The sequence below is a fragment of the Actinomadura sp. NBRC 104425 genome, assembly GCF_030269545.1.
GTDB lineage: Bacteria > Actinomycetota > Actinomycetes > Streptosporangiales > Streptosporangiaceae > Spirillospora > Spirillospora keratinilytica.
Genome location: NZ_BSTN01000007.1, coordinates 145,641 through 166,128, shown reverse-complemented (window position 1 = coordinate 166,128; position 20,488 = coordinate 145,641). Strand labels below are relative to the sequence as shown.

16 protein-coding genes and 3 pseudogenes are annotated in these 20,488 nt (G+C 69.9%); 14 read left to right on the top strand and 5 right to left on the bottom strand.

The genetic code is table 11. The features are described 5' to 3' along the window. Positions 1-13 precede the first annotated feature (13 nt). A complete protein-coding gene (locus QSK22_RS13670) occupies positions 14-499 on the top strand; it encodes a Jag family protein (RefSeq protein WP_378271025.1) in 486 nt (161 codons plus the stop codon). A gap of 811 nt (positions 500-1,310) precedes the next feature. Here the strand turns inward: QSK22_RS13670 and QSK22_RS13665 are convergent. Beyond that, positions 1,311-1,790: a DUF6458 family protein gene (locus tag QSK22_RS13665; protein ID WP_285494490.1), complete on the bottom strand. Its 480-nt coding sequence runs from the start codon at positions 1,788-1,790 to the stop codon at positions 1,311-1,313. A gap of 171 nt (positions 1,791-1,961) precedes the next feature. Here QSK22_RS13665 and rsmG point away from each other — a divergent pair, with 171 nt between their 5' ends. From rsmG to QSK22_RS13635, 5 genes and pseudogenes are all read left to right on the top strand, one after another. Further along, positions 1,962-2,606 (top strand): 16S rRNA (guanine(527)-N(7))-methyltransferase RsmG, encoded by a 645-nt coding sequence (gene rsmG / locus QSK22_RS13660; RefSeq protein WP_285494489.1) that lies wholly within the window; start codon positions 1,962-1,964, stop codon positions 2,604-2,606. Positions 2,607-2,956: 350 nt separating this feature from the next. Further along, the gene (locus tag QSK22_RS13655) at positions 2,957-3,772 is read left to right on the top strand and encodes a ParA family protein (RefSeq protein WP_285494644.1); all 816 of its coding nucleotides are present in this window, start codon (positions 2,957-2,959) and stop codon (positions 3,770-3,772) included. After that, positions 3,769-4,689 carry a ParB/RepB/Spo0J family partition protein gene (locus QSK22_RS13650; RefSeq protein WP_285494488.1) on the top strand — a complete coding sequence of 307 codons (921 nt, stop codon included), beginning with the start codon at positions 3,769-3,771 and terminating at the stop codon, positions 4,687-4,689. Before QSK22_RS13655 ends, QSK22_RS13650 begins: the two co-directional genes overlap by 4 nt. Positions 4,690-4,806: 117 nt before the next feature. Next, positions 4,807-5,603: pseudogene (locus tag QSK22_RS13645) on the top strand (IS481 family transposase); the annotation flags it as partial. A 332-nt stretch (positions 5,604-5,935) separates the two neighbouring features. After that, positions 5,936-7,100 (top strand): annotated as a pseudogene (locus QSK22_RS13635) (IS110 family RNA-guided transposase). A 55-nt stretch (positions 7,101-7,155) separates the two neighbouring features. Here QSK22_RS13635 and QSK22_RS13630 read toward each other — a convergent pair. Continuing rightward, positions 7,156-8,396, bottom strand: a pseudogene (locus tag QSK22_RS13630) (IS256 family transposase). A gap of 90 nt (positions 8,397-8,486) precedes the next feature. After that, positions 8,487-8,879: an ATP-binding protein gene (locus tag QSK22_RS13625; protein WP_285494485.1), complete on the bottom strand. Its 393-nt coding sequence runs from the start codon at positions 8,877-8,879 to the stop codon at positions 8,487-8,489. Between the two features lie 98 nt (positions 8,880-8,977). On the opposite strand from QSK22_RS13625, the gene QSK22_RS13620 reads away from it, so the two are divergent. The 3 genes from QSK22_RS13620 to QSK22_RS13610 all read left to right on the top strand — a co-directional run bounded on the left by QSK22_RS13620 (position 8,978) and on the right by QSK22_RS13610 (position 10,504). After that, positions 8,978-9,790, top strand: a complete 813-nt coding sequence (locus tag QSK22_RS13620; protein ID WP_285494484.1) for a helix-turn-helix domain-containing protein — start codon at positions 8,978-8,980, stop codon at positions 9,788-9,790. Continuing rightward, positions 9,787-9,975 carry a DUF397 domain-containing protein gene (locus QSK22_RS13615; protein ID WP_285494483.1) on the top strand — a complete coding sequence of 63 codons (189 nt, stop codon included), beginning with the start codon at positions 9,787-9,789 and terminating at the stop codon, positions 9,973-9,975. Before QSK22_RS13620 ends, QSK22_RS13615 begins: the two co-directional genes overlap by 4 nt. 340 nt (positions 9,976-10,315) lie before the next feature. Further along, a complete protein-coding gene (locus QSK22_RS13610) occupies positions 10,316-10,504 on the top strand; it encodes a DUF397 domain-containing protein (RefSeq protein WP_285494482.1) in 189 nt (62 codons plus the stop codon). 95 nt (positions 10,505-10,599) lie between these two features. Here QSK22_RS13610 and QSK22_RS13605 read toward each other — a convergent pair whose 3' ends face one another. Further along, positions 10,600-10,899 (bottom strand): NIPSNAP family protein, encoded by a 300-nt coding sequence (locus tag QSK22_RS13605; protein ID WP_285494481.1) that lies wholly within the window; start codon positions 10,897-10,899, stop codon positions 10,600-10,602. A gap of 195 nt (positions 10,900-11,094) precedes the next feature. Here QSK22_RS13605 and QSK22_RS13600 point away from each other — a divergent pair, with 195 nt between their 5' ends. Continuing rightward, positions 11,095-14,634 carry an NACHT and WD repeat domain-containing protein gene (locus QSK22_RS13600; RefSeq protein ID WP_285494480.1) on the top strand — a complete coding sequence of 1,180 codons (3,540 nt, stop codon included), beginning with the start codon at positions 11,095-11,097 and terminating at the stop codon, positions 14,632-14,634. A 644-nt stretch (positions 14,635-15,278) separates the two neighbouring features. Continuing rightward, positions 15,279-15,626 carry a hypothetical protein gene (locus tag QSK22_RS13595; RefSeq protein ID WP_285494479.1) on the top strand — a complete coding sequence of 116 codons (348 nt, stop codon included), beginning with the start codon at positions 15,279-15,281 and terminating at the stop codon, positions 15,624-15,626. Between the two features lie 66 nt (positions 15,627-15,692). On the opposite strand, the gene QSK22_RS13590 is transcribed toward QSK22_RS13595, so the two are convergent. After that, the gene (locus QSK22_RS13590; protein WP_285494478.1) at positions 15,693-16,826 is read right to left on the bottom strand and encodes an ROK family transcriptional regulator; all 1,134 of its coding nucleotides are present in this window, start codon (positions 16,824-16,826) and stop codon (positions 15,693-15,695) included. Positions 16,827-16,973: 147 nt separating this feature from the next. On the opposite strand from QSK22_RS13590, the gene edd reads away from it, so the two are divergent. Genes edd through eda form a run of 3 tightly spaced genes read left to right on the top strand, consistent with a single transcriptional unit; the run spans position 16,974 to position 20,433 of the window. Then, positions 16,974-18,803, top strand: coding sequence for a phosphogluconate dehydratase (gene edd, locus QSK22_RS13585; protein WP_285494477.1), 1,830 nt, complete (start codon positions 16,974-16,976; stop codon positions 18,801-18,803). Beyond that, positions 18,800-19,813 carry a glucokinase gene (gene glk, locus QSK22_RS13580; protein ID WP_285494476.1) on the top strand — a complete coding sequence of 338 codons (1,014 nt, stop codon included), beginning with the start codon at positions 18,800-18,802 and terminating at the stop codon, positions 19,811-19,813. Before edd ends, glk begins: the two co-directional genes overlap by 4 nt. After that, positions 19,810-20,433 carry a bifunctional 4-hydroxy-2-oxoglutarate aldolase/2-dehydro-3-deoxy-phosphogluconate aldolase gene (eda, locus tag QSK22_RS13575; RefSeq protein WP_285494475.1) on the top strand — a complete coding sequence of 208 codons (624 nt, stop codon included), beginning with the start codon at positions 19,810-19,812 and terminating at the stop codon, positions 20,431-20,433. Before glk ends, eda begins: the two co-directional genes overlap by 4 nt. Positions 20,434-20,488 lie beyond the last annotated feature (55 nt).

Here is a 20,488-nt window from a genome sequence, read left to right as displayed (position 1 = left end):
GAAGGAGACCCCGTTGAGCCAGACCGACACCACTGAGGTCGACGTCCAGGCGCTCGAACAGGAGGGCGAGATCGCCGCCGACTACATCGAGGGCCTGCTGGACATCGGTGATTACGACGGCGACATCGACATGGACGTCGAGGGCGAGCGTGCGCTGGTCGCGGTGGTCGGCGCGTCCCTGGACGAACTGGTCGGCAAGCGCGGCGAAGTGCTGGAGGCCCTGCAGGAGTTGACCCGCCTCGCGGTGCACCGGCAGACCGGCAACCGCAGCCGCCTGATGCTCGACATCGGCGGCTATCGGGAGCGCCGCCGCGCCGAGCTGACCAAGCTCGGCCAGGACGTGGCCGACGAGGTCAAGCAGAGCGGCACGCCCAAGCCGCTGGCCCCGATGACGCCGTTCGAACGCAAGATCGTGCATGACGCGGTGGCCGCCGCCGGGCTGCGCAGCGAGTCCGAAGGCGAGGAGCCCGACCGCTACGTGGTCGTCTACCCCTCCTGACGTCACCGTTCCTCTTTCTCGGCTGTCCACAGGCCCCCACGTCCCCGACGGGACGCGGGGGCCTGCGTGTTCCTCCTTCGCGTGTGCGCGGCCGTCCTCCCGTAGCCCCAGCCCGGCGATAAACCCCGAAGCCCGGACGGCCACCAAGACGCCGAGTGCAATCGCAGCTGTCCGGACCGCTGATGTGGACGTCGGCACCCTTGGTGCCCTCGAAGCGGAACGGGAGCATCAAACGTTGCGGGCGAGTGCTCCGCTATGACGCGCACACATCCACCGCATCGTTCCCCGCCTTCGGTCGCCTCGCCCACAGCTCCTCGGACGCTGAGGCCGGGAAGGATGCCCCGTCTGCTCGCATCGTGCTGCTGCCCGGCAACAACACCGCCCCGTCGCACCGCTGCCCCAGAGGCACGCGGCGGTCACGCTGGCGGTTATCTCCATTGGCGGGACGGCAGGCGCGCTTGCGGCCGACCGGTTATCCCCACTCTGTAGCTGCAGAGAACCCGTTGGCGAGGAACATGGAGCGGGGGCGCGGTGCGCCTTGCGGATACGAACGCGATCCCTGGAAGGGCCGCACGCTATGACGCCATGACGGTAACCGGCCATGGCGTACACGGCTCCCTCAGTACGCAAGGTGTATCCGCCTACGGCGGGATTGCACTTCGGGGGCGACCTTCAGAAGAGCCCTCAGTGAGGCGCCCGCGCGACGGGACGAGCCCGGACGACCTCACCCGACGGTGACACGGCACCGCCGGGTGGCATCAACGCCGATGGGGGGACGGCCTCCGGGTGGGGGAGTCCCTCGAATGGCTGGTCAGCTGTGGTCGCGCCGTGTTCGGCGGCCTGGTTCGGACGAAACACGACCGGGTTCGGATGTGAGAGAGGGGCTGTTCTGATCCGCCGGGTCTTGGGCGTACTCCGGATCCTGGGCCACGGCCGGGTCCTGCGCACTGTATTTCCGGGGCGTAGCCGACGGCGGAGCGGCGGGGGGTTCGATGATACGTTCGACGCGCTCGATGTGCGGTTCTGTCTGCCGCCCGATGACGCGTTCCTCATGGACTGCCGGATCCGCCTCGTCGGGGCGTTCCACGTACAGCGGGTCGGTCCCGGTGGTGACCGGGGCGGCGCTGCGACGCGGACGGATGTACCTGACCGTAAAGAACAGGCTGACCAGCCCGACCAGGATCAAGATCCAGCCGACCATCCGGATGTCCACGCCGCTGAGATCGACGCGAAGCGCGAACGCCAGGATCGCGCCGGCGGTGATGAAGGCGAGGCTGACTCCGATTCCCATGCCTCGGTGCCTCCTTCCGTGATGGGCACTGGCCTCCCCTTTACCCGCGTGACGCCGAGTATGCGGCAACCCCCTGCGGCCAGGGGCTTGCGGGCACACCGCGGAGTTATCCACAGGCTCGTTTCATGTGTGCGACCCCGGGGCCCATGTGGAACGATTCGTACGGTGGGGATGGCACGAGAAGTCTTCGGCGAGTCACTGCCCGTCGCGGAACGGTATGCAGAGTTTCTTGCCGACGCGGGCGTGGTGCGTGGTCTGATCGGTCCGCGCGAGGTCGATCGACTGTGGGAACGCCACCTGATCAACTGCGCCGTGGTGGCGGAGGTGATCCCGCAGGGCGCACAGGTCGTGGACATCGGCTCGGGTGCCGGACTGCCCGGTGTGGTGCTGGCGATCGTCCGCCCGGATCTGCAGGTCACGCTGCTGGAGCCGCTGCTGCGCCGGACGACCTTCCTCAATGAGTGCGTGGACATGCTGGAACTGCGCAACGTCCAGGTTCGCCGCGCCCGGGCCGAGGAGGTTGCCCGCGAGTTCGCCGTGGACGTGGCCACCGCCCGCGCGGTCGCCCCACTGGAACGCCTGGTCACCTGGGCGTTGCCGTTGCTGCGGCCCGGAGGTGAGTTGCTCGCGCTCAAGGGCGAGCGCGCCGCGGCCGAGCTGGAGGAGGCGCGGCCGGTCCTGAAGCGCTTCGGCGTACGCACTAGCGAACTGCTTCAAGTCGGGCGCGGTATGGTCGATCCGCCGACAACGCTTGTCCGTGTGGTCGCCGAACGCGTGCCCCGCCGCGCTAAAGGGTCGAGGAAGAGGTCTTCATGAGCACGGGACCAGGACTGGGCTGGCCGGACCACGCCAACGAATCCCCCGACAATCGAATGACCGGCCCGGGCTGGCCCGAGGAAGGCGGGGCACCCAAGGGCACGACGCCGGGAAACACGGCGTCGGTGAGCGGGAAACCCGGGAAGACCGCCCCCCAGGCGGGGGCGAAGCCGCCGTCCGGGCATGCGATGTGGGGCAGTACGACGTCCGGGACGGCGGAGAGCGTCGGTTATGTGCCGACCGGCGGTGGCTCCGTGCAACAGCCGCAGGGACCATCTCAGGGGGAGTCGGAAGTCGTGCGTGAGGCGCTCAAAGACGCCAAGGTTTCACGTGAAACAACGACGAAGGCCATGTCGGGCCGCCGAGAGAAAGAGTGGCCCCGACCACCCGAGTGCCGGATCATCACCATCGCCAACCAGAAGGGCGGCGTGGGCAAGACCACGACCTCGGTCAATCTCGCCGCCTCGCTGGCGATGCACGGGGCCCGCGTGCTCGTCGTTGACCTCGACCCCCAGGGCAACGCGTCGACCGCGCTGGGCGTGGAGCACCGCGCCGACGTCCCGTCGATCTACAACGTGTTGATCGAGGACATGCCCCTGGCCGACATCGTGGTGCCGGCCCCGGACATCCCCGGCCTGTTCTGCGCCCCGGCGAACCTCAACCTCGCCGGAGCTGAGATCGAGCTGGTCTCCAAGGTGGCGCGGGAATCGCGGCTGCGTCGGGCACTGGACTCCTACGACACGGGGCAGTTCGACTACGTCCTGATCGACTGTCCGCCCTCCCTAGGGCTGCTCACCGTGAACGCGCTCGTCGGCGGGAACGAGTTGCTGATCCCGATCCAGTGCGAGTACTACGCACTGGAGGGGCTCGGTCAGCTGATCCGCACCGTCGACCTGGTCAAGGCCCACCTCAACCCGGTACTGAAGGTTTCGACCATCCTGCTGACCATGTACGACGCCCGCACCCGCCTGGCCGCCCAGGTGGCCGAGGACGTGCGCAACCACTTCGGCGACATCGTCCTCAACACCGTGATCCCCCGTAGCGTCCGGGTCTCCGAGGCCCCCAGCTACGGACAGTCCGTCATCACCTACGATCCCGGATCCAGCGGCGCGCTGGCCTACAGCGAAGCCGCCTCCGAGATGGCCCATCGGGGAGCCGCCAAGTGAGCCAGCAGCGTCGAGGACTGGGCCGAGGGCTGGGCGCCCTGCTTCCCACGGGCGTCGACGACTCCGCGGGTGCCAACGGGACGGTACCCGGCTCGAACATGCAGCCGGTGGCGGGAGCTCACTTCGCCGAGCTGCCCCTTGACTCGATCCGGCCGAATCCACGCCAGCCACGTCGGCACTTCGACGAGGAGGCGCTCGACGAGCTGGCGACGTCGATCAGCATCGTGGGGCTGCTGCAGCCCATCGTGGTCCGCAAGATCGACTCACCGGACCACGACTACGAACTGGTCATGGGCGAGCGCCGCTGGCAGGCCTCCAGGAAGGCGGGCGTGGACACCATCCCCGCCATCGTCCGGGACACCAGCGACGATGACATGCTCCGCGACGCCCTAATGGAGAACCTGCACCGCCAGCAACTCAACCCGCTGGAGGAGGCGGCCGCCTACAAGCAGCTTCTGGAGGACTTCGGCGCCACCCACGAGGAGCTCGCCGCGCGGATCGGCCGTTCCCGGCCGCACATCACCAACACGCTTCGGCTGCTGAACCTGCCGCCAGGCGTCCAGCGCCGCGTTGCCGCAGGGGTGCTGTCCGCCGGCCACGCCCGGGCACTGCTCCGCCTCGACAGCGTCGAGGCCCAGGAGCACCTCGCACAGCGCATCGTGGCCGAGGGCCTCTCCGTCCACGCCGTGGACGAGATCATCACAGCCCGGGAGGCCGACGAACCTCCCAAGCCACGCCAGGGCCGTCGCAAGCAGCCCGCGGACCCCGCGCTCAGGGAGATCGCCGACCGCCTGTCCGAGCGCTACGAGACCCGAGTCCGCGTTGACATGGGCCGCACCAAGGGAAAGATCGTCGTCGAGTTCGCCACCAGGGAGGATCTGGAGCGCATCCTCAAGGCGATGGCCCCCGACGACTAGGTGTACTGACCACAGAGGTTGCGAACGCGGCGGACACGCTCGAATGATCTTGCAGTAAGTGAGGGTCTCCGGGTTCGGTGTGGATTGCGACATCTGCACCGGCTCCAGGAGACCCTCATGCCCCACCGTGACGCGCGCTGACCGAGACCGGCAGGCTCCGCCTCGCCAAGTGCGTCGTGGAGGACGGTCGGCCGCTGCGGCGGGCCGCCGAAGGCTTCCAGGTCTCGGTCAGCACCGCGCAACGCTGGGCCGCCCGCTACCGGCAGCACGGCCAGGCGGGCATGAGCGACCGCTCCAGCCGCCCGCACACCACCCCACGGCGCACCCCGGCCCGCACCGAACGGCGGATCATCAAAGTACGGGTGCTGCGCCGGTGGGGCCCGGCCCGCATCGCCTACCTGCTCGGCCTGCCCCCGTCCACGGTCCACCGCGTGCTGACCCGCTACGGCCTGGCCCGCCCGGCCCATCTGGACCGAGCCACCGCACGGCCGATCCGCCGCTACGAACACCCCGTGCCCGGCGACCTGGTTCACGTCGACATCAAGAAACTCGGCAACATCCCCGACGGCGGCGGCCACCGCGTGCACGGCCGCGCCAACGGCCGGCGCAACAGCTCGGCCCACCGCGACCCCGACCGCCCCCGCACGACCGGCGGACGCCCCAACCTGGGCTACGGCTACCTGCACAACGCCGTCGACGACCACTCCCGCCTGGCCTACACCGAGATCCTGCCCGACGAGACCAAGAAGACCGCCGCCGCGTTCTGGGCCCGCGCGCAGGACTTCTTCACCACGGCCGGGACCACGGTGCGCCGCGTGCCGGCCGACAACGGCTCGTTCCACCGCTCCCGCCTGTGGCGCGACCCCCTGACCGCCGCCGGGATCGTGCACAAGCGCACCCGCGTGTCGCGTCCAGCGGAGTGGTCACTAGGGCACCATGGCTGTCGCCAGGCGCCGCTGGTGCCTGGCAGAGAGACTCGGTGGGGACCGAGGTGACGGCCTGGAGTGGTCGCCGGATAACGGCCACATACACACTGCCGCCCTCGATCCTGTCCGGGGCCGCGGAACGGCAACAGGGAGATGCGCCGCAGAGCGCCGCTTGGTGACCACCCGGACGTCGGCCTCGTCGCCGAGTCGATGCCGTCGAAGTCACTTCCATCAGGGGAGCCGGGTTGTCGCTTGCGCTGGGCGAGGCGTTGTTCTTTGTCGGGATCGATTGGGCCGCGGCCGAACACGCGGTATGCGTGATGAACGAGGCCGGGAAGATCGTGTCGGAGTTCTCCGTCGGGCACTCGGCGGACGGCATCGCCCAACTGGTGCACCGGCTGGCCAGGTACGGTGACCCCGAACTGGTGCCTGTCGCGATCGAGCGGCCCAACGGCCGCCTGGTCGACCTGCTTTTTGGAGGCAGGGCATGCGGTCGTGCCGGTAAGCCCGAACGCGATCAAGACCTGGCGTGAGGGAGAGGTGCTGTCAGGCGCCGAGTCCGACGCAGGGGACGCCGCGGTGATCGCCGAGTACCTGCGGCTGCGGCAGCATCGGCTGCGGGTCGTCACGCCCTACTCCAGCCGGACCAAGGCGGTGCGGACCGTGGTGCGCACCCGTGATGACCTGGTGGGAATGCGCGTGACGGCGATCAACCGGTTGTCGGCTCTGCTGGAGGCTCACCGGCCCGGCGCCAAAGCGCTGTTCGCCGACCTGGAGTCCCCGATCAGCCTGGAGTTCCTCACCCGCTATCCCACGGCGGTTTCGGCCGCCCGCCTGGGAGAAGCACGGATGGCCGCGTTCTGCGCCAAGCACTCCTACTCCGGCCGCCGGTCCCCCACCGAGCTGGTGGCACGGCTGCGAGCCGCACCGGCGGGGACGCTGGATGAGACGCCGGCGCCGGCGCTGCGCGACGCGGTGCTGGCGCTGGTCGCCGTGCTCAAGGCCGTCAACGCCGCGTTGAAGGACCTCGACAAGTCCGTCGCCGCCCGCCTGGCCGAGCACCCGGACGGCGAGATCTTCACCTCACTGCCCCGATCCGGGCGGATCAACGCCGCTCAGATCCTGGCCGAATGGGGTGACTGCCGAGCCGCCTATGCTGGACCCGACTCGGTGGCCGCACTCGCCGGAATGTGCCCCGTCACCAGGGCCTCCGGACGGCACCGTGCCGTGGGGTTCGGTTGGGCATGCAACAAGAGATTCCGCCGGGCCCTCACCTGGTTCGCCGACAACAGCCGACGCTCCAGCCCCTGGGCGGCCAAGATCTATGCTGACGCGCGCAGCGCGGGCAAGGACCATGCCCATGCCATCCGGATCCTGGCCCGCGCATGGATCCGGGTGATCTGGCGCTGCTGGCTCGACGGCAAACCCTACGATCCCACCAGACACGGAGCCGCGGCAGCACTCGCCACCTCCACCGCCGCCTGAGGTTGACACAGGGAGTGTGTATGAGTCGGCCTCCGCGTGATCCTGTTTCTGCAGGTTAAGCAGTGATCGCCTGCTGGTCGCTCTCGTCCCCGGAACAGTCGCCGTCAATCACTCGCAGTCTGGCTTTGGCGAGGAACTCCAGGCCCATGTAGCGGCGACCCTCGGTCCACTCGTCGGTCTGCTCCATCAGCACGGCGCCGACGAGGCGGAGGACCGCGGTGCGGTCGGGGAAGATCCCGACCACGTCGGTTCGCCGCCGGATCTCCTTGTTCAGCCGCTCCTGCGGGTTGTTCGACCAGATCTGCCGCCAGATCTGGCGAGGGAAGCCGGTGAAGGCCAACAGGTCATCCCGGGCCTCGTCCAGATGCTGCGCCGCCTCGGGGTGCTTGGCCTCCAGCGATTCCACCACGCGGGCGTGCTGGGCGTGGACCTCTTCGGCGGCGGGCTGGTCGAAGATGCTGCGCACCAGCGTCGCCACCCACGGCTGGGCCGACCTGGGCACCTTGGTGAGCAGGTTGCGCAGGTAGTGGGTGCGGCACCGCTGCCAGGACGCCCCCGGCAGCGTCGCCCCCACCGCCTCGACCAGCCCGGCGTGGGCGTCGGAGATCACCAGCTGCACCCCCGACAGGCCGCGGGCGACCAGCCCGCGCAGGAACGCGAGCCATCCGGCGCCGTCCTCGGCCGAGGCCACCTCGACCCCCAGGATCTCGCGGTGCCCGTCGGCGTTGACACCGGTGGCCACCAGCACGTGCACGTTCACGGTGCGGCCGCCCTCACGCACCTTCTGGGTGAGGGCGCCGGCCACACGAACGCATACGGCCCACCTTCCAGGGGCCGGTTGCGGAACGCGGCCACTTGGGCGTCCAGCACCTTCGACATCTCCGACACCTGGCTTTTCGAAATGCCCTGGATGCCCATCTGCTCCACCAGCCTGTCCACCCGCCGCGTGGACACCCCCAGCAGATACGAGGTGGCGACCACGCTGATCAGGGCCTGCTCGGCCCGGCGGCGGCGCTCCAGCAGCCACTCGGGGAAGTACGACCCGCTGCGCAGCTTGGGAATGGCCAGTTCGACCGTGCCGGCGCGGGTGTCCCACGTCCGTTCCCGGTAGCCGTTGCGGCGGTTCACCCGCTCCTGGGACCGCTGCCCGTAGCCGGCGCCGCAGATCGCGTCGGCCTCGGCCGACATGAGCGCTTCGGCCATCGTCTTGACCATCGATCGCAGCAGATCGGGCTCACACGCCCCGATCTGCTCGGCAAACCAGCCCGCGGGGTCCACACTGGGGTTGTCGGCCATCGCGTCCTCTCCTTCGATCTTGGTTTTCGGCTTCTCGAAGGATCACGCGGTGGCCGTCTCATTTCACGACGCCACGCCCTCTGACCTGCATCAACTCGTACACCACCTCCGTGGACGCAACCCCCCGGCCTCCTTTGCGTAAGCGCGGATGATCATCAGGCCGCGTCCAGCCTCGGCGTCTTCGGACGCGTCGCAGGGGCTGGGGAGGACGGGTGACGGGTCCCAGCACTCCAGCAGTGGGCACTCCTCGTGCACCGCGATGCCGATACGGATCTGGTGAGCGGGCGCCGCCGCGACGGCATTGGTGACGATCTCGCTCATGACCAGCGTGGAGTCCTCGATGACCGGCCGTGAATAGTGCCAGCTTTCGAGCGTGTAGCGGACGATCTCCCGAACGAGGCCCACCGTGGCCGGCTCGGCGAGCAAGGTCATTCTGATTTCGCGATCTTGTGATTCGCGATCTTTTGTAGCGTGATCGTTCATTGCCGCCGTCCTTTTTCTCGTGAACTGCTGTCAGGATCGGCGGTGGTGCGTTACTTTGCTCTGTATTAGAAGACGAGTGAGACACCTTTGGGTGAGCGATGAGTCTCAGAGAGTCGATCGACCCGAAGTCGTCGCTATGGGCCTGGCTGGCCTTTGACCTGTGGCTTTACCGCACCAAGCGAGGTCTCTCGCTGGCTCAGGTGGGTCAGATCGCCAAGGTTGCGCGCGGTACCGTATCCAACTGGGAGGCGGGACGGTTGAGGCCGCGCGAGGAATACCTGGTGCGCCTCGACAAGGCGTGGGACACCGGGGGTCATTTCCAGCGGCTGCTGTGGTATGCCCGGACTGGGCATGATCCCGACTGGTTCAAGCAGTACGTCCAATATGAGCAGATGGCTGACATCATCAAGGTCTATCACGGTAAGGCGGTCCCTCCGTTGATGCAGACCCCTGCCTATGCTCGTGCGATCGTGTGGGCGGCAGGACGTGTGCGGGAAATCGAGGCCGAGAGTAAGGCGCGGATGAAGCGTCAAGAGATCTTGTCCCGTCAGGACCCTCCACACCTGTGGGTTCTGATCGACCAGGAGGTCATTGAATCTCTCGTTGGTGGTCGAGAGGTGATGCATGAGCAGCTACAGCATCTCCTGGAGCTCGGGAAAAGGCCCCTGATCAGCATCCGAGTCGTCCCGAGGTCTGTTGGTCCTCACCCTGGCCATGACGGCGCCTTCCAGGTGTTCAAGATCGCATCGCGGGAGATCGCCCATGCTGGAGCCCAGATCGGTGGACGACTGATCGAGGGCGGTGACGAGGCCGCCACCCTCGCGATACGCTTCGATCAGATCGGGAATCTCGCGCTTTCGAGGGATGATTCCCGCAACATGATCGAAGACGTGATGAGGACGTACCAGTGAGCGAGTGGCGCAAGAGCTCCCACAGCGGTGGTCTCAACGACGACGCTTGTGTCGAGATCGCGGAGTTCAGTGATGGGGTCGGGGTGCGCGACTCCAAGGATCCCGATGGTGATCGGCTCGGCATCAGCCGTACGGAGTTCGCCGAGTTGGTGCAGCGGGTCAAGCGCGGTGAGCTTGATCTTTGAGGTGTGTCGCTGACCGAGTGACGTGAGCCCAGCCGTGGCGGTACATGCACGACTCTCGTGTCAGGCGCCAGGCTGACGGGTTGCGTCCTCATCAGGACACCAGAACCGTGGCTGGGACTCGGTGTGGGGTTCAGTCGCTCGCAGTTCGCTGAGGTGGTCAGGCGCGTGTGGCCGAGAGCTTGGCCGGCTGAGCGGCTGGGCTCATCGTCGCAGTGTCGAGGGTGGGAGGCCTGGAACCGAGTGCGAGCCTGGTCGTTCGCGCAGGAGGACACGTTTCGCGGGCTATGCCCTTTCGGAGCGCGAGTCCCGAGACCTGATCGACCGGAGATGAGGGCTTACGATGACGGAGTGGCGCAAGAGTTCTTACAGCGGCGGCATGAACGATGACGCCTGTGTCGAAGTAGCTCGGCTCGTCGAGGGAGTCGCGGTGCGCGACTCCAAAAACCCCGATGGTGATCGGCTCAACATCAGCCGTACGGAGTTCGCCGAGTTGGTGCAGCGGGTCAAGCGCGGTGAGCTTGATCTTTGAGGTGTGTCGCTGACCGAGTGACGTGAGCCCACTCCTGGCGGCACATGCACGGGCCCCTGTGTCAGGCGTGCCTGTACCTCGGTGGACGTGCCTGGTCAGTAGAACTGTTCTACAACTCGCACGTCACGGGCGACCAGGTAGTCGGCAGGGTCCAGGCCCATGGCGGCTCGCTTCGGCGACGCCCAGTACTGCTTGTTGCGCTCCTCGAACGACTCCGGGCCGTCGTAGGAGATCGACCACACGAACTGGCTGCGTTCATGGTCCAGCCACGCGCCGCCGATCTCGAACCCGAACTCCAGGCGCAGCGGGACGATCAGTTCTCGCCACTTGGCCGCCCACTCGTCCAGCAGTCCCTCTCGGATGGTGTACGTACGCAGCTGCGTCGTCCTTGCCATCTCCGTCACCTTCCGTATTTGATACTCGCGGATACCACGTCACATAGCCCCCAACCGTGATCAACAGACTGGCCCGTTCCGGCCGCTGCCTTGCCGGGTCGGAGGAACTCATCTGATCATGACTGAAGACGCAATGTATCCCCTCGATCGCCGCAAGAGATTGTCGATTCACGTGATACGTCACGGAAAGTCCATATGAGGCGTCGGCGGGTCGCGCTGCTCCTCCAGGTCCTTCTCGTCCTGCTTGCGAGCCTGCTGGGCATCGTCACCAACTACGCCACCAACGTCGACGACACGCCACTTGTCCTGCGGATCCTGCAGAAGGCCGCGGTTCCGGGCATCGGGGTGCTGATCCTGGCTCTGATCGTCGGACACGTCATCGCCTTCCGTCTGGAAAGCCCGGCGCCACCGCCTCGAGTCTGGGATCAAGACCGTACTCCCTACCCGGGCCTGGACGCCTTCACCGAGGGGGAGGCGGCGGTCTTCTTCGGGCGGGACGTCCAGATCGCCGAACTGACGCGCCGGTTGCACGCCTCCCTCGATCGCTCGTCCGACCGGTTCGTGGTGTTGGTGGGGGCTTCCGGCAGCGGAAAGTCGTCGTTGGCCCAGGCCGGTGTCATGTCCCGGCTTCGACAACGGCGTTGGATCATCCTGCCGGTGCTGACCCCCGGATCGGACCCGATCGGCGCTCTGGCCGCGGTCACGGGCGCACCGGACGCCGCGGCGGCCGTGCGTCGGCTGCGCCGCTCTCCGGCGAGCCTGACCGATATGCTCAACGAACGCCGTCGCGAGGGCAACCGGTTCCGTCGCATGCTTCTGGTGATCGACCAGTTGGAGGAACTGCTCACCCTGGCGGGCGACCGGGAACGGGACCTCTTCCTCACGGCGATCGCGGAGGCACTGGCGCGTGACGCCCGGCTCTGGGTCCTCGCCACCGTGCGCATCGAGTTCCTGCGGGACTTTCTCGACACCTCTCACGCCGAGCTGTTCCAGAGCCCGGTTGCGATCGGGACACTGGGACGCTCCCAGTTGGCCCAGGTGATCGAGCAGCCGGCCGCCTTGGTGGGGTTGCGTTTCGCGCCCGGACTCATCGAAACGATGATCGAGGAGGCGGGAACGAGCGACGCGCTGCCGCTGCTGGCCTACCTGCTGCAGGAGCTCTACTTCTCCGTGGGGCCGAATGCGCTCATCACCGAGGACGCCTACCGGGCTCTGGGGGGCGTGGCGGGAGCGCTGGCGCGCCAAGCCGACTACGTGGTGGTCGAGCTGCGCGGTGAGCAGGGGATCGACGCGATCCTGTCGGTGCTGCTCAAGTTCGTCACCATCGAGGGGCAGGACGTCACGCGCCGGCGAGTGGCGTTGGACGACCTGTCCGCGGACGAACGCGCGGTGGTGGACGCCTTCGTCGACGCGCGACTGCTCGTCACCGACGCAGGCAACGGGCGGCCTTATGCCCAGGTCGCGCACGAGGCGCTCTTCCGGCAATGGCCGCCGCTGCGGCAAGAAGTCGAGACCCGCGCCGAACAGCTTCGTCGACGGGGTGAACTCGAACGCTGGGCGGCCGACTGGGAGCACTCCGGGCGCAGCGCCGACTACCTGCTCACCGGGGAGCGGCTGACGCTCGCTCGGCAGTGGTTCGCCGGCCTGGAGGAAGCCGGGCAGGCATCCGGTGAGGTCCGCGCGCTGATCGAGGCGTCCCAGCGGCGTGATCTGGCGTTTCTGCGCAGGGTCTCCGAAGGGATCGCCCAACACGTGCTCACCAACGCCGAGCGGTATCCCGAACTGTCGACCATGTTGTCGCTGGAGGCCCTGTCGGACTGCCCGCCCACGCAGGCCGCGAAGCGTGCTCTCATGACCGCGCTGGCCTTCAACCATCTCTCCGATGTTCTGGAGGGACACATCGACGCGGTGCGCAACCTTGCCTGGTCCCCCGACGGTTCCCGCATCGCCACGGCGTCGCGGGACGGCACAGCCAGAATCTGGGACGCGGTGACCGGCGGCACCATCACCGTCATCGACGGACACACCGACATGGTGGAGATGGTGGCCTGGTCTCCGGATTCCTCGAAGGTGGCCACCGCCTCACGCGACCGCACGGTCGGGATCTGGGACGCGGCCACCGGACAACGGCGTGCGAGTCTGAGCGAGGCGACCGACGTCGTCCGCTGCGTCGCCTGGTCGCCGGACGGCCGCTGGATCGCCACCGGATCCCGGGACCTCACCGTGCGGGTCTACGACGCCGCCACGGCGCATCTCACCCGCGAGCTGCATGGCCATACGGACAACATCCTCGGCCTGGCGTGGTCTCCCGACGGTGCTCGGCTGGCCAGCGGATCGCACGAACGCGCCGTCCGTGTCTGGGACGTCGAGACAGGCGAGCAGTGCGCGATGCTCCAAGGTCCAGAGGACTTCGTCGAAGGCGTCGCCTGGCATCCCGACGGCGAGCACGTGGCCGCGGCGTCCGGCGACCAGACGGTCCGGCTCTGGCATGCGGCCACCGGGCGGCAGGACATGCTGATCAGGGCTCATGAGGAGCGCGTGTGGAACGTTGCGTGGTCACCGGACGGCACCCGGCTCGCCTCCTGCGGCGCCGACCGTACGGCGCGGATATGGGATCCCTATTCCGCCCAGGAGATCGCCGCCCTCCGGGGACATGACGGCGACGTGTGGGGGGTGTGCTGGTCACCGGACGGCAGTCGGCTGGCCACCGCCTCGGGAGACCGGACGGCGCGGATATGGGATTTGACGCCGCGCGGGGTCGAGGAGACGCTGCTGACCGGTCATCGAGGACCCCTGCGAGGCGCCGTCCACTGGAGCGGCGCGGGGCATCAGATCGTCACCTGCTCGGATGACGGAAGCGTCCGGTTCTGGGACCGGGAGTCCGAACGGCAGACGACAGTGCTCAGCCCACACCGGGACGCCGTCCACGGCATCGCGTCGGCTGGGGCCGTTCTGTTCACCTGCTCGGCCGACAAGACGATGACCGCCTGGGAGGTCCGGCAGGGCGCCCCCGCGCGAATGCTGTGGTCGGCCGACCATGCGGACACCGTTCCGGAGGCGATCGCCTTCGCCGGAGGCCGGCTCGCCACCGCGGGGCGCGACCGGCGAATCCGCCTGTGGAGCCATGTCGACGGCTCGCTCCTGGGCGAACTCACCGGACATCGGGATTGGGTGACAGGAGTGGCCTGGTCGCCGGGCGGATCCCTGTTGGCGTCCACCTCCGATGACCGTACCGCCCGCATCTGGGATACGAGGGCCGCGCGACAGCTCACCGTGTTGCGGGGCCACGAGAACTGGGTGGACGACGTGGCCTGGTCACCGGACGAGCGCTTCGTGGTCACGTGCTCGGCCGATCGGACCGCTCGCATCTGGTCTGTGGCGAGTGGTGATCAGGTCGCCGTGCTCGTGGGCCACGAAGCCCGGGTGCACGCCGTGGCCTGGTCTCCCGACGGGACGCTGATAGCGACCGCGTCCTACGACCGGACCGTCCGAGTCTGGGATGCCCGGAGGGGCACCGAAGTCGGGATCATCGGCGTTCACCGTGACCGGGTGACCAGTGCCGCATGGACGCCTGACAGCCGGTACGTCATCACCGGCTCCTTCGACGGCACGGCCCGCGTCTGGAAGGCCGAAATCGATCTCGACGCGCTCAAAGCGGCCGCACGTACACGCGTCTTCCGATCCCTGAGTGACGATGAGCGGCGTGCCCATATGCTGCCGATTCCTGATCAGTAGTACGTTTCGACGTGCTCGAGGTCCGGTCGCGAACCGGGGATGGGGAGCGGCGGTCTGAGAGTTGACCGTCCTTCCGGCCATTTGACGCCGCTGTGAAGGAAAGTTTTGGCAGATTGGAGGTGTTTGTCCGCATATATCCCGCTTTCTGGTGGGAGATTCATTGGTGTTCCGACGGATCTCACCTTCGAAGGGGTGCGGACCGTGTTCGGAAAGCGACGTCTGATGGCGTTCACGCCGGTGCTCTTCGCCGCTCTGGCCGCCGGGCCCGCGGCCGTGTCGCAGGAGTCGGCCGCCGCCTGCGTGACATCGGCCGGCAAGGGCTCGGCGACCCATGTCCAGCCGTGTGGGTGGGGCTATCGGCTGGGATTCCGGGACGGTTTCCGGCAGGGATACCGAGAGGGGCGCCGTGATTGCGGGGACCGGTACCAGCCGTTCTACCGGCGTTCCCCCGACTGCTACACGCGCGGCTGGATAAGGGGATTCGTCGGGGGATACTCGCGAGCTTGCGGGTGGTGAGCGTGGTCGCCGCGCCATGAAGTTGGGGTTTTGCCGGATTTTGATGGCATATGTCGGCATCCGTCCCGGTTTGGGGGAATTAACGCGGTGTTCGCGATCAGGACTCGCCTTTCGAAGGGGGGCGGACCATGTCCGGCAAGCGAAGACTGATGGTGCTCACACCGGTGCTCTTCACGGCCCTGGTGGCCGGGCCCGGGGCGGTGTCCCAAGGCCCGGCCGCCGCCGCGTGCGCGAAAACGGCGTCGGTCGGCAAGGGGACGGCGGCGACGGCGACCCATGCCCAGCAGTGTCGACGCGGACGCGACCACGCCCGCTACCAGCAGGGCTATCGGGACGGCTTCCGGCAGGGTTACCGGGACGGCCGCAGGGACTGCCGGATGCGGCACAGGCGTTATTACAGGTTCACCCGCGACTGCTACACGCGCGGCTGGGCCAGCGGGTACGACTACGGATTCCGGCGGGGCTGCCGCCGCTGAACGACTCGCGGGGAACACGGGGGACATGCCGCCGCAAGGGGGCATGTTCCTCGCCTTTCCCGGCGGTCAGGAACGGGCGGCGGTGAGGGCGGCGTCGACGGTCGCGGGGGCGAGGAGGTGGTCGAGGGTCATGACGGCGCAGCCGATCAGGCCCGCGGTGTCGCCCAGGCGGCTGGGCTCGATGCGCAGCCGGCCGGTGGCCAGGGCCGTAGCGCGCCGGTAGACGACCTCGCGGACGCCCGCGATCAGCGGCTCGTAGGCGCCCGTCAGGTCGCCGCCGAGGACGACCACGGCCGGGTTGAGCAGGTTGACCGCGGTGGCGATCACCTCGCCGAGCCGGCGGCCCGCGTCGCGGACCAGGCCGACGACGGCGGGGTCGCCCGCGCGGGCGCGTTCGGACAGCTCGGCCAGGTCGCGGGCGCCGGAGCGGGCCAGCAGGGCCGCGCCGCTCGCGACGGCCTCCAGGCAGCCCAGGTTGCCGCAGCGGCAGGGGGCCTCCTCGGCGCCCGGGACGGGCACGTGCCCGATCTCCCCGGCCGCGCCGAGCGCGCCGCGCTGGATCCGGCCGCCCATGATCAGCCCGCCGCCGATGCCGGTGGAGATCTTGACGAACAGCAGGTCGGCCAGGTCGGCGTAGCGGGTGCGGTGCTCGCCGAGCGCGGCGGCGTTGACGTCGTTGTCGAGCAGGACGGGCACGTCGAACCGCTCGGCGACCAGCGGGCCGACCTCGACGCCGTCCCACGCCTCGGGGGTCAGGCCGACCGGGTCGGGGACGGCCAGGCCCGCGCCGCGCACCGTCGCGGGCGACTGGTCCGCCTTGGCCAGCAGTTCGCTCCAGCGGTCCAGCAGGCGGGGCAGCACCGCGCCGGGGGACAGGTCGGCGGGCAGGTCCACGTCGGCCTGCACGAGCAGCGTGCCGGCCAGGTCGCACACGGCCGCCTGGCCGCGGGACCGGCCGAGGTTGGCGACCAGCACGGCCCCGCCCGCGGCGTTGAACTCCAGCCGCGCCGGCGGGCGCCCGCCGGTGGACGCGCTGTCGGCCCGCTCGACCAGCAGCCCGTGCGCGATCAGCTCGTTGACCCGCGCCGCCACGGCGGGACGGGACAGGCCGGTGAGCCTCCCCAGTTCGGCGCGCGTGGACACGCCCTCCTCCCGGACGAGCCGGAGCACCTCGCCGCTGGTGGACGGGCTTCTGCGCATCCTGTCAGTGAAGCATGGGCGTCTTGTGGATGTCCACATGGCGGAACCTTTGGAGTTTTGTCATCTTAGATGCCTAAGTCTGTTGTCTGAGTTTTCGTTACCGCGATAGGTTGCGGAGCGTTCGTCCCCCCGGTTCTGGAGCGTTCTATGAGCACCACGCCGCATCCCGTCGTGGCGCGCGTCACCCGGCGTGTCGCCGAACGCAGCGCCGGACGCCGCGCCGCATACCTGCGCCGCATCGCCGAGGCCAAGGCCGCCGGCCCGGCCCGCGCCGCGCTCGGCTGCGCGAACCTGGCGCACGGGTTCGCCGCCTGCGGCCCGCTGGAGAAGCTGCGGCTGCGCGGCGAGGAGACCCCCAACATCGCGATCGTGTCGGCCTACAACGACATGCTGTCGGCGCACCAGCCGCTCAAGGACTACCCCGACCGGATCAAGGCCGCCGTCGCCGCGGCGGGCGGCACCGCCCAGTTCGCCGGCGGCGTGCCCGCCATGTGCGACGGCATCACCCAGGGCCGCGCCGGGATGGAGCTGTCGCTGTTCAGCCGCGACGTGGTCGCCATGGCCACCGCGGTCGCGCTGTCGCACGACATGTTCGACGGGGCGCTGCTGCTCGGCGTCTGCGACAAGATCGTCCCCGGGCTGGTCATCGGGGCGCTGTCGTTCGGGCACCTGCCGGTGATCCTCGTCCCGGCCGGGCCGATGCCGTCCGGGCTGCCCAACGCCGAGAAGGCCAAGGTGCGCAAGCGGTACGCGGCGGGCGAGATCGGCCGCGACGAGCTGCTGGAGGCCGAGGCCGGCTCCTACCACGCGCCCGGCACCTGCACCTTCTACGGCACGGCCAACTCCAACCAGCTGCTCATGGAGGCGATGGGCCTGCATCTTCCGGGGGCGAGCTTCGTCCCGCCCGGCACCGAGCTGCGCGACGCCCTCACCGACGCCGCCGCCCGCCGCGTCCTGGAGCTGACCGCGCTGAAGGGCGACGACGCCTACCTGCCGATCGGGGAGATGCTGGACGAGCGCGCGTTCGTCAACGGCGTCGTGGCGCTGCTGGCCACCGGCGGGTCCACCAACCACACGCTGCACCTGGTGGCGATGGCCGCGGCCGCCGGCATCGAGCTGACCTGGGACGACTTCGACGAGCTGTCGGCCGTCACGCCGCTGCTCACTCGCCTGTACCCCAACGGCACCGCCGACGTGAACCACTTCCACGCCGCGGGCGGCACCGCCTTCCTCATCGGCGAGCTGCTGGACGCCGGGCTCCTGCACGAGGACGCCCGCACCGTCGGCGGCGGCACCCTGGCCGCCTACCGGCAGGCGCCCAGGCTGACGCCCGACGGCCTGACCTGGGAGCCCGGTCCGCGCACCTCCGGCGACACCGATGTCCTGCGCCCGGTGGACGAGCCGTTCGACCCGCAGGGCGGGCTGCGCACCGTCCGCGGCAACCTGGGCCGCGCGGTCATCAAGGTTTCGGCGGTGCGGCCCGAGCACCGCGCGATCGAGGCGCCCGCGCGGGTGTTCGGCTCGCAGGAGGAGCTGCACCGCGCGTTCTCCGCCGGGGAGCTGGACCGCGACGTCGTCGTGGTCGTCCGCCACCAGGGGCCGCGCGCCAACGGCATGCCCGAGCTGCACCGCCTCACCCCGCCGCTGTCGGTGCTGCAGGACCGCGGCCACCGCGTCGCGCTCGTCACCGACGGCCGCATGTCGGGAGCGTCCGGGACGGTGCCCGCCGCGATCCATGTGTCCCCCGAGGCGGCGGCGGACGGCCCGCTGGCCCGGCTGCGCGACGGCGACATCGTCCGCCTCGACGCCGACAAGGGCCTGCTGGAGGTGCTGCTGTCTGACGAGGAGCTCGCCGCGCGGGAGCCGCACGGCGGCGCGCCCGCCCAGGGCGAGTGGACCGGCACCGGCCGCGAGCTGTTCGACGTCTTCCGCCTGGCCGTCGGCCCGGCCGAGCGCGGCGCCGGGGTGGTCGTGTGACCGTGCGGGCGGAGGCGGCCGGCCCGTGGCTGGTCGGCGACGTCGGCGGCACCAACGCCCGGTTCGCGCTGGTCGAGGCCCCGGGCGCCGCGCCGGAGCGGGTGCGCGTCCTGCCGACCCGCGACTTCACCGGGCTGGGCGAGGCCGCGGCCGCCTATCTGGCGGAGGAGACCGCCCGGCCCGCCGCCGCGTGCCTGGCGGTGGCCGGTCCCGTCGGCGGCGGCCGCTACCACCTGACCAACGCCGACTGGCGCCCGGGCGAGGTCGCGGACGTCCGCGACCGCCTCGGGCTGGCCGCGGTCGAGGTCGTCAACGACTTCGCCGCGCTGGCGGCGTCGCTGCCCCTGCTCGGCCCGGACGACCTGCGCCCCGTCGGCGGCGCGGCGCCCGCGCCGGACGGCACCGCCCCGCTGGCGGTGCTCGGCCCCGGCACGGGCATGGGCGTGGCCGGGCTCGTCCCGGTGCCGGGCGGCGGGTGGATTCCCACGCCGGGGGAGGGCGGGCACGTCGACGCGCCCGCCGCCACCGACGAGGAGGTCGAGGTGGTGCGGCTGCTGCGCGCCGAATGCGGCGCCGCGAGCGCCGAGATGCTGCTGTCCGGCGACGGCCTGGCCCGCCTGCACCGGCTGCTGGGCACGGTGCGCGGCACGCCCGCCGAACCGCTGACCGCCGCGCAGATCGTCGCCGGGCGCGACGACCCGCTGTGCGCGGACGCGGTGGCCGTGTTCTGCGCGCTGCTCGGGTCGTTCGCCGGGAACGCGGCGCTCACGCTGGGCGCGCGCGGCGGCGTCTACCTGGGCGGTGGCATCCTGCCCCGGATCGCCGACGCGTTGGAGGCCGGCGACTTCCGCGCCCGCTTCGAGGCCAAGCCTCTGGTCGAGGACTATCTGCGCGCGATCCCCACCGCGCTGGTCGTCCACCCCTATCCGGCCCTGCTCGGTGCCGCCGCCCACCTGGCCCGGACGCACCCGGTCCGCGGCGCGGCCGCCCCTACCCTGGAGAACGCATGAGAACCGAGGAACTGTTCGACCTGGCCCCCGTCGTGCCGGTGGTGGTGCTGGACGACCCCGACGCCGCCGTCCCGCTGGCGCGGGCGCTGGTCGCGGGCGGACTGCCGGCCATCGAGGTGACGCTGCGCACCGCCGCCGCGCTCGCCGCGATCGAGCGCATCGCCGCCGAGGTGCCGGACGCCGTCGTCGGCGCGGGCACGGTCGTGCGGCCCGAGGACGCCGCGCGCGCCGCCGAGGCGGGGGCGGGCTTTCTGGTCAGCCCCGGCTGCACCGACCGGCTGCGCGAGGCGATGACCGCGACCGGGCTGGCGGTGCTGCCCGGCGTGTCCAGCGCCTCGGAGGCGATGGCGCTGCTGGAGCACGGCATCACCGCGATGAAGTTCTTCCCGGCCGAGGCCGCGGGCGGCGCCGCCTACCTCAAGGCGCTCGGCGGGCCGCTGCCGCAGGTGCGGTTCTGCCCGACGGGCGGCGTCACCGCCGACAACGCGCCGCGCTACCTGGCGCTGCCCAACGTCGGCTGCGTCGGCGGCACGTGGATCACCCCGGCCGACGCCGTCCGCGCCGGCGACTGGGACCGCGTCCAGGAGCTCGCCGCCAAGGCCGCCGCCCTGCGCCCCTGACCGGGCGCGCGGGACGTTCTATGCGGGATGCCGCGGTCGTGGACGGCCGCCCCGA